Below are 13,786 nucleotides of genomic sequence, written 5' to 3' on the forward strand. Positions count from 1 at the left end.
CAGCGGCCCACCCCGGCAAACCGCGCGTCAGCCCATGTGCGCGGTCGCCACCTCGCCGAAGCACCTGACGAAGGTGTCGATCCGCTCCGAATCCCCCTGGCCCGCGCGCGTAATGCAGTAATAATCCACCGCCACGGCGGGCGCCACCGGCACCAGCCGGACTTGCCAGCGGTTGCTGGCCACGGCCGCGAACGACGGCACCACCGCCTGTCCCAGGCCGGCCTCGACCATGGCCAGCACCGTCTCCAGGTGCGTCACCACGCGCGCCGGCGCGTCGCCCTGCACCCCCAGGTGCTGGTTCACCAGCCGCTGGATCGGATTCTCGTCCGGCAAGGCAATCAGGCTGTCGCGGTCGATCTGCTGCCAGCGCACCGAGCGGCGCCGGTCGCCGGCCAGGCGCGGCACCGCCAGCGCCAGGCGCGCCGGGAACACCGTGCGCCGGCGGATCCCCGACACGCGCGTGAAAAACGCGCCGAACCCGGCATCCAGGTCGCCGCTTTCCACCCGCGCGGCGATCAGGCTGCGGTCCAGGTCCATTACCTCGACCCGCAGCTGCGGCGCCAGCTTGTGAAAGCGCTTCAACACTTCCGGGATCACGCTGCAGGCAATCAAGGGCGTGACGCCCACCCGCAGGCGGTCCCGTCCGCTTGCTCCCAGCGCGCCCAGCTGCGCCACCGCCGCGCCCAGGTCATGCACCGCGCGCTGCGCCACCGGCAGCAGGGCCTGCCCGGCCGGCGTCAGCCGCACCGCGCGGGTCGTGCGTTCGAACAGCCGGCAATCGAGCTGGGTCTCCAGGTCGCGCACCATGGCGCTCAAGCCCGCTTGCGAAATATGCAGCTGTTCGGCCGCCTTGGTGAAACTGGCGTGCCGCGCCACCGCGAGGAACGCGCGCATCTGGCGGAAAGAAAAATTCATGGTCGGCGCGAGAGAAGATCGGAAAACCAGCAGCCCATATTAACAAGCAGTGCTTGTCAATTGATCCAATATTGTTCTTTTACTTATTTAACGCGCTGCGTTGAAATAACCCATCGGCTCATCCGAGGCCGTCATTACCAAGACAGAAACAGGAGACGAGGCATGACCAACTTGCCCGCATTCGCCCTGGCGCGCCGCGCCGTGTTAGCGCTTACTGCCACCGCCGCACTGGCCCTGGGCCTGGCCGCTCCCGCGGCCGCCGCGGATTTCCCGACCAAGCCCATCACCCTGGTGGTGCCGTTCCCGCCGGGCGGCCCCACCGACACCAGCGCGCGCCTGTTCAGCACCGTCATGGCCGAGCGCCTGGGCCAGCCAGTCATCGTCGAGAACCGCGCCGGCGCCGGCGGCAGCGTCGGCACCGCCGCGGTCACGCGCGACCAGGCCGACGGCTACACCCTGCTGTGGGGCGGCACCAGCAGCATCGTGGTGGCGCCCGCGCTGTACACCAACCTGCAGTACGACCCGATCAAGTCGTTCACTCCCATCGGCATGGCCGTGCGCGGTCCGCTGATCCTGGTCAGCCGTCCCGAGCTGCCGGCCAAGGACCTGCGCCAGTTGCTGACCCACGCCAACAGCCACGACCTGAGCGTCGCCTCGGCCGGCACCGGCTCGATCGGCCACCTGACCGCCGAAATGTTCAAGGACCAGGCCGGCGCCAAGCTGTTGCACGTGCCCTACCGCGGCGGCGCGCCGGCCCTGACCGACGTCATGGGCGGCCAGGTCGACCTGCTGTTCGACACCGTCACGCTGCTGACGCCGCAGATCCGCGCCGGCAAGCTGCGCGCCTACGCCGTCACCGGCAGCCAGCGCTACAGCGGCCTGCCCGACGTGCCGACCGTATCGGAAACGATCGGCAAGCCCTTCGAAGCCTATTCCTGGTTCGGCCTGCTGGCGCCCGCCGGCACCCCGGCCCCCCGCCGTGCAGGCGCTCACCGACGCCCTGGCCGCCGCCGCCAAAGACCCCGAGGTCATCAAGCAACTGAGCGCCCAGGGCCTGGAACCCGTGGGCGGGACGCCGCAAGACTTCGCCCGCACCATCCGCGCCGACCTCGACAAGTGGACCGGCGTGGTCCGCAGCGCCGGCGTGAAGCCGCAATGACCGCACCCGCATCCGCAACACCAGAAGGACAAGCAATGCCCGACGACACCGCCAAACCCCAGATCCTGATCGCCGGCGCCGGCCTGGGCGGCCTGACCGCCGCGCTGGCCCTGCAAGCGCGCGGCTTCCGGGTCCGCGTGCTGGAGCAGGCCGCCCAGCTGCGGGAACTGGGCGCCGGCATCCAGCTCAGCGCCAACGCCAACCGGGTACTGTACCGGCTGGGCCTGGGCGAGGCCCTGGAGCGTGTCGCCAGTCCGGCGGCCGGCAAGCGCATCCGCCTGTGGAACACCGGCCAGACCTGGCCGCTGTTCGACCTGGGCGGGCAATCCGTCGAACGCTACGGCTACCCGTACCTGACCATCTACCGCGCCGACCTGCATCGCGTGCTGGCCGAGGCGGTGCTGGCGCGCGACCCGCAAGCCATCGAGCTGAACGCCCGGGTCGAAGCCGTGGCGCAGGACCCCGACGGGGCCACCGCCACCCTGGCCGACGGCAGCACCCGCCGGGCCGACATCCTGGTGGGCGCCGACGGCGTGCATTCGCGCGTGCGCGCCGCCCTGCACGGCCAGGACCAGGCCCGCTTCTCGGGCGCGCTGGCCTGGCGCGGCGTGATCCCGGCCGAAAAACTGCCGCCGCACCTGCGCGAGCCGTACGCGGTGAACTGGGTCGGCCCCGGCGCCCATGTCATCCACTACCCGCTGCGTCGCGGCGAACTGGTGAACTTCGTCGGCATCCTGGAACGGGACGACTGGCAAGTGGAATCCTGGACGCAGCAGGGCACCATCGCCGAATGCGCCGGCGATTTCGCGGGCTGGCATGACGATGTGCAGACGCTGATCCACGCGCTGGACACGCCATTCAAGTGGGCGCTGATGCTGCGCGAACCGCTGGCGCAATGGACGCAGGGGCGCATCACCCTGCTGGGCGACGCCTGCCACCCCACCCTGCCCATGCTGGCCTCGGGCGCGGCCATGGCGATCGAGGACGGCTATGTGCTGGCGCGCTGCCTCGCCGAGCTGCCCGGCGCGGCGGAGCGGGCGCTGGTGCGCTATCAGGAACTGCGTACCGAGCGCACGGCGCGAGTCGTGCGCGGCTCGGCGGAGAACGCCAAGCGCTTCCACAACCCGGAACTGGCCCACGCGGCCGGCGCGGCGGCCTATGTCGAGCGGGAATGGAGCGAAGAGCGGGTGCGTGAACGGTACGAGTGGCTGTTCACCTACGACGCGGATGCCGCGCAGGTAGCCTAGCGGCCCCATGCCGACGCGCCCGCCGGCAGCGGCGGGCCTTGCGGCCGGCCCGTGTCGGGGCCGGCCGAATGACCTGTTATTGCGCGCGCGGGGGGGAAGCCGGCCTCGCGCAGCGCCGCGACGACCTCCGCCTCGGACGCCGAGGTTTGCACCTTGACCAGGCGGGCCGGCGGATCCGTGACCACGCTGGCGTCGGGATCGAGCAGCTGGATCGCCTTGGTCACGGTACGGGCGCAGCCGCCGCAGGTCATGTCGTCGAGATGGAACTGCATGGAAAACTCCTTGCTTGTGAAATGGCGCGGCAGCGAGATGCCTGCCGCGGTGGGAAGATCCAGCGGTATTTACAGCGGCGCCTGGAAGCGGCGCAGGCGCAATGCATTGCCCAGCACGAACACGCTCGACATGGCCATCGCGCCAGCCGCGAACACCGGCGACAGCAACACGCCCCAGCCCGGGTACAAGGCGCCGGCGGCCACTGGAATCAGCGCCGTGTTGTAGGCAAAGGCCCAGAACAGGTTCTGGCGAATATTGCCGAGGGTGGCCTTGGACAGCGCGATGGCATTCGGCACGCCCTGCAGGTTGCCCGACACCAGCACCACGTCGGCGGACTCCACCGCCACATCGGTGCCGGTGCCGATGGCCAGGCCCACGTCGGCCTCGGCCAGCGCCGGCGCGTCATTGATGCCGTCGCCCACGAACGCGACCTCGCCATGCGCCGCCTTGAGCCGGCGCACCGCCTCCACCTTGCCTGCCGGCAGGACCTCGGCCACTACCTCGTCGATGCCCAGCTGCCTGGCGATGGCCTGCGCGGTGCGGGCGTTGTCGCCGGTGATCATGGCCACCTTCAGGCCAAGCTCGTGCAGCGCCGCGATGGCGGCGGGCGTGCTCGGCTTGACCGGATCGGCCACCGCGATGATCGCCGCCAGCCGGCCGTCGATGGCGGCGTACAGCGGCGACTTGCCCTCGTTGGCCAGCCGCTCGGCCGTGCCGCCGAAATCGCCCACGTCCAAGCCCAACTGGCGCATATAGCGGTCCGCGCCCACTTCCACGCGCGCACCGCCCACCGTGGCACGCACGCCCATGCCCGTGACCGACTCGAAACCGCTCATCGCCGGCGGCGCAATGCCGCCTTGCTCCGCCGCCGCGACGATGGCGCGGGCAATCGGATGCTCCGAGCGCGATTCCACGGCAGCCACCTTCGCCAGCACCTCGCCGCGCTCGAAGCCCGGGGCGATCTCCAGGTCGGTCATCGCCGGGCGGCCTTCCGTCAGCGTGCCGGTCTTGTCCACCGCCACCACCCGCGCGTCTTTCAGCAACTGCAGCGCCTCGCCCTTGCGGAACAATACGCCCATCTCGGCGCCGCGCCCCGTGCCCACCATGATGGAGGTCGGCGTGGCCAGGCCCATGGCGCAGGGGCAGGCGATGATCAGCACCGCCACGGCATTGACCAGCGCAAAAGTCAGGGCCGGCGACGGCCCGAACACCAGCCAGGCCAGGAAAGTCAGCGCGGCGGCCAGCATCACCGCCGGCACGAACCACAGCGTCACCTTGTCCACCACCGCCTGGATCGGCAGCTTGGAGCCCTGCGCCTGCTCGACCAGGCGGATGATCTGCGCCAGCATGGTCTGCCCGCCCACGGCGGTGGCGCGCAGCGTCAGCGCCCCCTTCTGGTTGACCGTGCCGCCCACCACCGCGCTGCCGGCCGTCTTCTCGACGGGAATCGGCTCGCCCGTGATCATCGACTCGTCCACGAAGCTGCTGCCGTCGGTCACTTCGCCGTCGACCGGCACGCGCTCGCCAGGGCGGACTTCCACGATGTCGCCCAGCGCCACGTCATTGACCGGAATATCCACGATACACCCGTCACGCGAGACGTGCGCCACCTTCGCCTGCAAGCCGACCAGGCGCTTGATGGCCTCGGAGGTGCGTCCCTTGGCGCGCGCCTCCAGATAGCGCCCCAGCAGGATCAGCGCCACGATGACGGCGGCCGCCTCGTAGTAGACATTCACCGTGCCGGCCGGCAGCAGTCCGGGGGCAAACGTCGCCACCAGCGAGTAGCCGAATGCGGCGGCCGTGCCGACCGCGACCAGCGAGTTCATGTCCGGGGCCAGGCGCGCCAGCGCGGGGAAGCCCTTCAGGTAGAAGCGCCGGCCGGGAATGGCCAGCACCAGCAAGGTCAGCGCGAACTGCAGGTACCAGCTCTGCCGCATGCCGATGGTATCCATGACCCACTCGTGCATGCCGGGAATCACGTGCGAACCCATTTCGAGCACGAACACCGGCAATGCCAGCACACTGGCCAGGATCAGGTCCCGCTTCAGCCCGGCCCGCTCGGCGTCCTTCTTTTCCGCGGCCTGCTCCCCGGCCTGCGCGCCGGTATCGGCCGGACGGGCCTCGTAGCCGACCTTCTCGATGGCCGCCACCAGGTCTTGCACGGCGGCCACGCCGCGCACGGTAGCGCGTTCGGTGGCCAGGTTCACCGTGGCCTGCGCGACACCCGGCACCGCCTTGAGCGCCTTTTCGACGCGGCCCACGCAGGATGCGCAGGTCATGCCCCCGACCGCCAGCTCGACGGTGCTGGCGGGCACGTCGTAACCCACCTTCTCGATCGCCTGGATCAGCGCCTGCCGGTCCACCGGCCCGGCCGGGCGGATATCGGCGCGCTCGGTGGCCAGGTTGACCGACACGCTGCCCACGCCTTCGACCTTGGCCAGCGCGGCCTCGACCCGGCCCACGCAGCTGGCGCAGGTCATGCCTTCGATAGGCAGGCTGATCGTCGCCGCCGCGGCGCCGGCATTGCTGCTGCTCGGCATGTTCATGGCTTGCTTCCCATAGTGACATTCGACATGAGGGGAGCTTAAAGCTTGCCATGGTGGGAAGGTCAAGCGCAGAAAGCGCGACTTGCGCCGGGATTGCCCGGGCGCAACGCCCGCGTCTCGGCCCTAATCCGCCCCCATTAACTTCAGGTCGGCCCAGGACAAAGCAGTACACTTCGCGCTTGCCCCGATTACCCGAGCCGCCAGATGCCCGACCTCGAAACGGTCCTCGTCGCAGCGCCGACATTCGTCGTCGCGTACACGGTCTTCGCCATGGTCGGATTCGGCACGACGCTCATCTCGGCTCCCATCGTGGCGCAAGTGGTGCCGCTGCCCACGCTGATCCCCGCCCAATCCCTCCTCGACCTCGCCGCCTCGGCCGGCAACGGCTTGAGACTAGGCTCGAAAGTGGCGAAAGCGGAAGTCTTGCGCCTGCTTCCGGCGATGATGCTAGGCCTGATTGCCGGCGCCTACCTGCTCATCATCGTTCCCTTGGCGGCGCTGATGGTGCTGCTCGGCGCATTCGTCGTCCTCTATGCCTTGCGCGGCATGTTGACACAGCCCCGGCGGCGGCCGCTGCGCCCCGGATGGGCGTGGTGGTATGGCTTTGCGGGCGGCATCTTAAGCGCCATGTTTGGCGCGGGCGCGTGGCTGTATGCCATCTACCTGACGCGCCGGATCGACGACCCCACCGCGATACGGGCAAGCCAGACCAGCCTGATCGCCATCAGCGCGGTCGTCCGGGTCGTGCTCTTTGCCGTGGCAGGCAAGTATTCCGACTGGCAAGTGGTCGGGCTTTCGCTGGTCCTGCTGCCGGCAATGGTGCTTGGCGTCTTCATCGGCAACAGGATCGCGCACAAACTGGACCGGACACGTTTTCTGCGCGCTCTTTATCTGGTTTTGCTGGGCACCGGCGGAGCGCTCCTGGTGCGCGGAGTCATCTCTGCTTGACACGGTTGCCTGCGATTGACGAGGCAAGCATCGGGTTCATCGTTGGCGCATTACCACCCAAAGGACTTCCCATGAAATATCTCGGCTTGGCCTATTTCACCCCAGAAAAGTTCGCAGCGATGGCGCCAGATGACGTCAAGGAATTAGTGAGCCAATGTCGCGGCTTGGACGAGAAAATGCGCGCCACCGGCAAGGTCCTCGTTTCCGCGTCGCTTGGCGATCCCGACAGCTGGAAGACGCTGCGCCCGCGCAACGGCAAGACGCGCGTCACGGACGGACCCTACACCGAGTCGAAGGAAGTGGTGGGCGGCTTGTTCATTATTGAGGCGGACAGCCATGACGAGGCGCTGCGCATCGCGTCCATGCACCCGGCCGCCACGCTGGGCGAAGCAGGCGGGTGGGCCGTCCAGCTGATCCCCATGGATTCCTACCTGGCCCGATAAGGATTCGGACGCTTGCTCTTTCTTCCAGGAAAATCAATCTGAATTGATCGCCGCATATCAAGATTCACCCAATCGCATTGGGCACATCAATCATCATGATTCACAACAAGCGACAGTTTTTTATCTCGGGCGTGACATTGCTGATCGTGCTCGCCGCTGTATTGATTGCATCGCATTTTTTTGGTGAGCAAGGCCAGCCGCCGCTGGCTTCGACACAAGGGCAACTTTCTTGTGGCAGCGAGCAGTATTCCGAATACACCAAGAACATGATGCTGGCCGGAGAACTGACTATCGGCAGGCAGCCGCCGTCGGGCACGCGCCAGCAGCAGCAAGCCATGGTCGATGCTTTCGGCGCACTCACCCTGCCCAGGGACAAGACCATCATTTCCGCTGGTCACCCGAAAACGGGGAAGGTGTATACCAAGGTATGCCAAGACGAAAAATGCACCATGAACGAGATGGCGGAGCCCGAGCAGGCCTGCTTGACCGAGAACTGGAGTGGTTGTCAGTATCTGGCGATGCAATTCAGAGAAAAACAGTACTGCTTCCTGACGCCCACGGATCGGTGACATGAGCGACACAGAATTTCCGTGGTCGCCCTACACCGCAATGGCCTGGGCCAGCTTCTGGATGGACAGCGGCGCGCAGCCCTCGGCATCGTTGCTGACCGTCACGTAGGCCGGCTGGCCCGCGCCCGTGATCCCGCGGATCGTACGCGCCAGCACCGTGCGGGTAGGAAGATCCTCGCTGAGAATGGCATTGAACGGATCGTGCTTTTTCTGCGCGTCGGCATAACCATACGCGCCGAAAATGCGGTTCAGGTTCCAGCGGCAGACCAGCGGCCCCGGCCATAGCGCGCGCAGCATCGGCAGTTGCTCTTCGATCGGCGGCATCTTGCCATGCAGGCCCAGGCAGAACGTGGCCCCATGCGCCTTGAGTGTGTCGACCAGCGCCTGGACCAGTAGTTCAGGGTCCCGCACTTCCACCGCGACGATCACGGCGCCATGCCCGGACAAAGCCTCCCGGACAGCCGCCAGCATGCGGCCCAGCTTCTCAAACAGCGTCGCGGGACGACTCAGCCACCCCCAGGGCAGAGGGCTCAACTGGAACACCAGAACGCCCAGCTTGGCGCCCAGGCCTTCGAGCGTCGGCCGCACGAATTCCTGAATGGCCAGCGACGGATCGAGAAAAACCGGGTTGGCCTCGCGCGACCTGCCTTCTTCGCCCCGCACCTGGGCGTCGGTAATGCTGGCGGGGCATTTGACGACGAAACGGAAGTCGTCATCGACCTGCCCCGCATAAACGGCATACTGGCTGGCCGTCAATGGGCGCCAGAAAGTGCGGTCCACACAAACCGTGCGCAACAGCGGATGCTGATGGTAGGCGCCAAGACCATGCTTGGACAGCACGCTCGAATCGTACTCGCCATCCCAGACCAGCCCTTCCCAGCCCGGGTATGACCAAGTAGAAACGCCGAAGCGCAACTGCGCCGGAAGCTGCCGCGCGAGCGCGCTCCACTCCTGCGCCGCAGGCGCGGGAAGCACCTTGGCCATGCTTCGAAGAACGGAAAAATCCGGATTCTCATGAGCGGCCGCATTGTTCGAGGAATCGGGCGGGGGCTGGAGAGGCACATCTCCGAAAAGATCGTCTTGCATACTTGTCGTACTGGCACGGAAGTAGGCTAAAGGGTACTTGAATAACACCGGCGGTCATGCGGCACACCATGTTGATGGGCCGAAAAATGTGCCGAGCTTGAGGTGTCAGGGGTGGATTTTCCCGATCCAAACGGCATCAGGAACAAAAACATCACTGCATTTCAGCCACTTGGGATGACTTCCCAAAGTGACGAGACGAGTGTGAAGCGCGAATTGGAGCGGGTGATGGGAATCGAACCCACGCTTGAGGCTTGGGAAGCCGCCGTTCTACCATTGAACTACACCCGCCTGGGTGTCGTACCGCGCCCCGGAGGGCGCGGCAGAGGATGAAATTATAGCCAGGTTTTTCCCCGGCCTTGGGCCGGCGCTCAGTTGCCCTTGATGCCGGCGGCTTTCACCACCTTGCCCCAGCGGTCGTATTCCGCCTTGGTGTACTCGGCCAGCTTGGCCGGCCCCATGAATTCCGCCTCGGCGCCCTGCTCGGCGGCCTTCTTGCGGAACTCCTCGGTCTTCATGATTTCCTCGATGGTGCCCGCCAGCTTGTCCACCACCGCCTTGGGCGTGCCGGCCGGCGCGTACATGGCGAACCACGACGACACCAGTAGGTCGGGGTAGCCGGCCTCGGCGGCGGTCGGCACGTCGGGCAGCGAATCCAGGCGCTTCGGCCCGGTGACCGCCAGGGCGCGCAGCTTGCCGGCGGCGATGTGGCCCAGTAGCGGCGGCGGCGTGGTGATGGTCATGTCCACCGCCCCGCCCAGCAAGTCGTTCAGCGCCGGGCCGGTGCCCTTGTAGGGAATGTGCTCGATCTTGATGTCGGCCATCTGCTTCAGCAGTTCCGTGGCCACGTGCTGCAGCGCGCCGTTGCCGGACGAGGCGTAGTTGAGCTTGTCCGGGTTGGCCTTGGCGTAGGCGACCAGTTCCTTCAGGGATTTGACCGGCAGGTCGGGCCGCACCACGATCACTTGCGGGGCCGACAGGATGTTGGCCACCGGCGCGAAGTCCTTGATCGGGTCCCAGTCTTGCGGCGGCTGCACGTGCGGCGAGATGGCGTTGTAGCCGGAGTACTGCAGCAGCAGCGTGTAGCCATCGGGCGCGGCCTTGGCCACGGCGGAGGTGGCGATGCTGCCCGACGCCCCCGGCTTGTTGTCCACCACCACGGTCTGGCCCAGGGCCTGGCCCAGCGGCTGCGCGATCAGGCGCGCGGCCAGGTCGGTGGTGCCGCCGGGCGCGGCCGGCACCAGCAGGGTGATGGGGCGGTCGGGATAGTCGGCCAGCGCGACGGCGGGGCCGGCGGCGACCGCCAGGGTGGCGGCGGCCAGGCAGGCGCGCAGCGGCTTGGTCAGGAACGGGATGCTCATGGGACAGGTCTCCTGGTGGATTGTTATGGGTAGAGAAAATGCCTGGGTACGATGCGGGTCAGGCGGGCCCGAAGCGTTCGGCCAGCCACGCGGGCGGCGCGTGGGTGGCCAGGCGATGGCCGGCGGCCAGCAGGGGGTTGGTCAATTCGCGCCGGACCAGGCCGGGCAGGCCGCGCACGATGGCCAGCAGCGGCTGCAGCGCGACGCCGGTCTGCACGCCCATACACTCGAACATGTGCACCAGCTCTTCGGTGTTGACGTTGCCGCTGGCGCCGGGCGCATAGGGACAGCCGCCCAGGCCGCCGGCGGCGGCATCGTAGCGGGTGACGCCGGTCTGCCAGGCGGCGACGGCGTTGGCCAGGGCCATGCCGCGGGTGTTGTGCAGGTGCACGGTCAGGGGCATGGCGGGCAATTCGCGCGCCATGCGCTCGCACAGTGCGGCGACCTGGGTGGGGTAGGCCATGCCGGTGGTGTCGCACAAAGTGATGCCGGCGGCGCCGGCTTCGGCCAGCTGGTGGGCCAGGCGCAGCACCTGGTCGGCCGGCACGTCGCCGTCGAAGGGGCAGCCGAACGCGGTGGACAGCGAAACATTGCTGGGCACGCCGGCGGCCTGGGCAGCCTGCAGCACGGCGCCGAGTTCGGCCAGCGACTGTTCGCGGGTCATGCGCAGGTTGGCGCGGTTGTGGGTCTCGCTGCTGGACATGACCAGGTTCAGCTCGTCGACGCCGACTTCCAGGGCGCGTTCCAGGCCGCGGATGTTGGGCACCAGGGCGGTGTAGACGACGCCGCCGCGCCGGCGGATGCGGCGCATCACTTCCTGGGCGTCGGCCAGCGCCGGAATGGCCTTGGGCGAGGTGAAGCTGGTGACCTCGATGCGCGCGAAGCCGCAGTCGGACAAGGCGTCGACGAAGGCGACTTTGTCGTCGGTGGGGACTTGGGCTTTTTCGATCTGCAGGCCGTCGCGCGGGCCGACTTCGTTGATCTCGATGCGGGCGGGTCCGGTGTTCATGCGATGACTCCACGGGCGCGCAACTGCGCGCGTTGGACTTCGGTCAGGCCGGCGTCGGCCAGCACGGCGTCGGTGTGTTCGCCCAGCGTGGGCGCGCGCTCGCGGATGGCGCCGGGGTTGTCGGACAGCAGCGGGAACACGGCCGGCATCTCGACGCGCACGCCGCTGGCGCCCTGGATTTCGGCGATGGCGTTGCGGGCGCGGTAGTGCGGGTCGCGGGCGATATCGGCCACGCTGTAGATGCGGCCGCTGGGCACGCCCGCCTCGCGCATGGCGTCCAGCACCGCGTCGATGGAGCGCTGCGAGGTCCAGGCGCCGACGGCGGCGTCGATCTCGGCCACGCGCGCGGCGCGGCCGTCGTTGTGGGCCAGGGCGGGATCGCGGCCCAGGTCGTCGCGGCCGATGCAGGACATCAGACGCTGGTAGATGGCGTCGCCGTTGCCGGCGATGAGCACATAGCCATCCTGGCAGGGGTAGGCATTGGATGGGGCGATGCCGGGCAGCGAGGCGCCGGCCGGCTCGCGCACGGCGCCGAAGGCGGTGTATTCCGGCAGCAGGCTTTCGGTCAGGTTGAACAGGCTTTCATACAGGGCGGCGTCGATCACCTGCCCCACGCCGCCGCGCGCGTCGCGCTGGTACAGGGCCAGCAGCACGCCCAGCGCGCCGTGCAGGCCGGCGATGGTGTCGCCCAGCGACAAGCCTGCGCGCACCGGGGCGCGGCCGGGTTCGCCGTTCAGGTAGCGCAGCCCGGCCATGGCTTCGCCGATGGCGGCGAAGCCCGGTTCGCGCGCCTTGGGCCCGGTCTGGCCGTAACCAGAGACGCGCAGCATGATCAGGCGCGGATTGAGGGCGTGCAGGGTTTCCCAGGACAAGCCCCATTTCTCCATGGTACCGGGGCGGAAGTTCTCGATCAGCACGTCGGCCTGCGCGGCCAGGGTGCGGATGATGTCCTGCCCCTCTTCCTGGCGCAGGTCCACGCACACCGACTGCTTGTTGCGCGATTGCGCTTCCCACCAGACGGAGGTGCCTTCGTGCAGCAGGCGCCATTTGCGCAAGGGGTCGCCCAGGCCGGGCGGCTCGATCTTGACGACTTGCGCGCCGAAGTCCGCCAGGGTCTTGGCGGCGAACGGGCCGGCGATCAATTGGCCGAGTTCCAGCACGCGTATGCCGGCGAGAATCTGCCCTGCCATGCCTCCTCCAGACATCCATAGAGTTTCGAGGTCTGGCAGTGTGCGCGCATCCGCCGCGCGCGGGAATGGCATTTATGGGAAACGGGGGTTCCCCAAATGCGAAAGCCCGGTGCTATTCGGCGCCGGACTGGGCGCTGCGCAGGTGGGCCAGCAGCAGGCGCGCGGCCACGGTCAGGGTGTCGGCGTCGCGCACGCCCAGCAGCAGCCAGCGGCGCGCCCAGTCGTCGGCCAGCGGGATCAGGCGGATCGGCATCGAGCGCGCGTGCGGCTCGGCGGCGATGCGCGGCAGGATGCCCACGCCGCCGGTGGCGACCGCCATGCGGCAGATGGCGTCGAAGCTGCGCACCTGGATGCGCAGGCGCATCTGCTTGCCCAGCCGCGCGCTTTCTTCGTTGAGCCGCGAGGCCAGCGAGGTGGACGGCGGCAGGCTGACATAGGCGTAGTCCAGGGTGTCGGCGAAGGCGACCCGGGACAGGTTGGCCAGCGGGTGGCGCTGCGGCGCGATCACCACCAGCTCGTCCAGGCGGTACGGCACGGTCTGCAGGCCGGACGCCGGGGTGCGGTCGGCGAATACGCCGATGTCGGCGCGGTTCTCCAGCACGGCGGTGACGATGTCGGTGCTGTTCTGCTCTTCCAGGTCGATGCGCACCGCCGGGTGCTCGTCCATGAAGGCGGCCAGGTCCTCGGGCAGGAACTGGGTCAGCGACGAGGTGTTGGCGGCGATGCGCACCTGGCCGCGCACGCCCTGGGCGAAGTCGGACAGCGTGCCCGCCATCAGTTCCACTTCCTGCAGCACGCGCTGGGCATGGGCCAGGCAGGCCTGGCCGGCGTCGGTCAGTTCGACGCCGGCGCTGTTGCGGTACAGCAGCGGCGTGCCCAGCGCGGCCTCCAGGTCGGAAATGCGCTTGCTGGCCGCGCCGACGGCCAGGTGCGACTGGCGCGCGCCGGCCGAAATGCTGCCGGCCCGGGCAACCGCGACGAACAGCGCCAGGGTGGTCAGGTCGATGCGGGCGAAATTCATGCGGCAGATGCTACCCCACAAC

General features: G+C 68.2%; 12 protein-coding genes, 1 tRNA gene and 1 pseudogene. 5 read left to right on the top strand and 9 right to left on the bottom strand.

Annotation, left to right across the window (positions count from 1 at the left end; genetic code table 11):
* Positions 1-27: 27 nt before the first annotated feature.
* On the bottom strand, positions 28-915 hold the full coding sequence (locus tag CAL24_RS20440; protein WP_028352838.1) for a LysR family transcriptional regulator: 888 nt from the start codon (positions 913-915) through the stop codon (positions 28-30).
* Between the two features lie 351 nt (positions 916-1,266).
* On the opposite strand from CAL24_RS20440, the pseudogene CAL24_RS24455 reads away from it, so the two are divergent.
* Positions 1,267-1,824: pseudogene (locus CAL24_RS24455) on the top strand (Bug family tripartite tricarboxylate transporter substrate binding protein); the annotation flags it as partial.
* Between the two features lie 285 nt (positions 1,825-2,109).
* Positions 2,110-3,321 carry an FAD-dependent monooxygenase gene (locus tag CAL24_RS20450; protein ID WP_094807757.1) on the top strand — a complete coding sequence of 404 codons (1,212 nt, stop codon included), beginning with the start codon at positions 2,110-2,112 and terminating at the stop codon, positions 3,319-3,321.
* Here the strand turns inward: CAL24_RS20450 and CAL24_RS20455 are convergent.
* A complete protein-coding gene (locus CAL24_RS20455) occupies positions 3,318-3,593 on the bottom strand; it encodes a heavy-metal-associated domain-containing protein (protein ID WP_094807758.1) in 276 nt (91 codons plus the stop codon). The genes CAL24_RS20450 and CAL24_RS20455 overlap by 4 nt on opposite strands.
* Before the next feature lie 69 nt (positions 3,594-3,662).
* On the bottom strand, positions 3,663-6,134 hold the full coding sequence (locus tag CAL24_RS20460; protein WP_212591752.1) for a heavy metal translocating P-type ATPase: 2,472 nt from the start codon (positions 6,132-6,134) through the stop codon (positions 3,663-3,665).
* Between the two features lie 210 nt (positions 6,135-6,344).
* Between CAL24_RS20460 and CAL24_RS20465 the strand changes: the two genes are divergently transcribed.
* From CAL24_RS20465 to CAL24_RS20475, 3 genes are all read left to right on the top strand, one after another.
* Positions 6,345-7,088, top strand: coding sequence for a sulfite exporter TauE/SafE family protein (locus CAL24_RS20465; protein WP_094807760.1), 744 nt, complete (start codon positions 6,345-6,347; stop codon positions 7,086-7,088).
* 71 nt (positions 7,089-7,159) lie between these two features.
* Entirely contained in the window at positions 7,160-7,531 is a 372-nt protein-coding gene (locus CAL24_RS20470) for a YciI family protein (protein ID WP_094807761.1), read from the top strand.
* 95 nt (positions 7,532-7,626) lie between these two features.
* The gene (locus CAL24_RS20475) at positions 7,627-8,100 is read left to right on the top strand and encodes a hypothetical protein (RefSeq protein ID WP_028352845.1); all 474 of its coding nucleotides are present in this window, start codon (positions 7,627-7,629) and stop codon (positions 8,098-8,100) included.
* Positions 8,101-8,130: 30 nt separating this feature from the next.
* Here CAL24_RS20475 and CAL24_RS20480 read toward each other — a convergent pair whose 3' ends face one another.
* From CAL24_RS20480 to CAL24_RS20505, 6 genes are all read right to left on the bottom strand, one after another.
* Positions 8,131-9,186, bottom strand: coding sequence for a DUF72 domain-containing protein (locus CAL24_RS20480; RefSeq protein WP_028352846.1), 1,056 nt, complete (start codon positions 9,184-9,186; stop codon positions 8,131-8,133).
* 214 nt (positions 9,187-9,400) lie between these two features.
* Positions 9,401-9,474, bottom strand: a tRNA-Gly gene (locus CAL24_RS20485).
* Positions 9,475-9,554: 80 nt separating this feature from the next.
* Positions 9,555-10,544, bottom strand: coding sequence for a Bug family tripartite tricarboxylate transporter substrate binding protein (locus CAL24_RS20490; RefSeq protein WP_028352847.1), 990 nt, complete (start codon positions 10,542-10,544; stop codon positions 9,555-9,557).
* A gap of 58 nt (positions 10,545-10,602) precedes the next feature.
* Complete coding sequence (locus CAL24_RS20495; protein WP_028352848.1) at positions 10,603-11,553, bottom strand: hydroxymethylglutaryl-CoA lyase; 951 nt, start codon at positions 11,551-11,553, stop codon at positions 10,603-10,605.
* Positions 11,550-12,743 carry a CaiB/BaiF CoA transferase family protein gene (locus CAL24_RS20500; protein WP_094807762.1) on the bottom strand — a complete coding sequence of 398 codons (1,194 nt, stop codon included), beginning with the start codon at positions 12,741-12,743 and terminating at the stop codon, positions 11,550-11,552. Before CAL24_RS20500 ends, CAL24_RS20495 begins: the two co-directional genes overlap by 4 nt.
* A gap of 112 nt (positions 12,744-12,855) precedes the next feature.
* Positions 12,856-13,764, bottom strand: a complete 909-nt coding sequence (locus CAL24_RS20505; protein WP_094807763.1) for a LysR substrate-binding domain-containing protein — start codon at positions 13,762-13,764, stop codon at positions 12,856-12,858.
* Positions 13,765-13,786: the final 22 nt, after the last annotated feature.

It is taken from the genome of Bordetella genomosp. 2, assembly GCF_002261345.1.
GTDB lineage: Bacteria > Pseudomonadota > Gammaproteobacteria > Burkholderiales > Burkholderiaceae_B > Bordetella_A.

Excerpts from the sequence above, each read along its gene's own strand:
- CAL24_RS20455 (WP_094807758.1), bottom strand. The coding sequence starts at position 3,593 with ATGCAGTTCCATCTCGACGACATGACCTGCGGCGGCTGCGCCCGTACC.
- CAL24_RS20505 (WP_094807763.1), bottom strand. The coding sequence starts at position 13,764 with ATGAATTTCGCCCGCATCGACCTGACCACCCTGGCGCTGTTCGTCGCG.
- CAL24_RS20440 (WP_028352838.1), bottom strand. The coding sequence starts at position 915 with ATGAATTTTTCTTTCCGCCAGATGCGCGCGTTCCTCGCGGTGGCGCGG.
- CAL24_RS20460 (WP_212591752.1), bottom strand. The coding sequence starts at position 6,134 with ATGCCGAGCAGCAGCAATGCCGGCGCCGCGGCGGCGACGATCAGCCTG.
- CAL24_RS20490 (WP_028352847.1), bottom strand. The coding sequence starts at position 10,544 with ATGAGCATCCCGTTCCTGACCAAGCCGCTGCGCGCCTGCCTGGCCGCC.
- CAL24_RS20465 (WP_094807760.1), top strand. The coding sequence starts at position 6,345 with ATGCCCGACCTCGAAACGGTCCTCGTCGCAGCGCCGACATTCGTCGTC.
- CAL24_RS20480 (WP_028352846.1), bottom strand. The coding sequence starts at position 9,186 with ATGCAAGACGATCTTTTCGGAGATGTGCCTCTCCAGCCCCCGCCCGAT.
- CAL24_RS20495 (WP_028352848.1), bottom strand. The coding sequence starts at position 11,553 with ATGAACACCGGACCCGCCCGCATCGAGATCAACGAAGTCGGCCCGCGC.
- CAL24_RS20470 (WP_094807761.1), top strand. The coding sequence starts at position 7,160 with ATGAAATATCTCGGCTTGGCCTATTTCACCCCAGAAAAGTTCGCAGCG.
- CAL24_RS20500 (WP_094807762.1), bottom strand. The coding sequence starts at position 12,743 with ATGGCAGGGCAGATTCTCGCCGGCATACGCGTGCTGGAACTCGGCCAA.
- CAL24_RS20450 (WP_094807757.1), top strand. The coding sequence starts at position 2,110 with ATGCCCGACGACACCGCCAAACCCCAGATCCTGATCGCCGGCGCCGGC.
- CAL24_RS20475 (WP_028352845.1), top strand. The coding sequence starts at position 7,627 with ATGATTCACAACAAGCGACAGTTTTTTATCTCGGGCGTGACATTGCTG.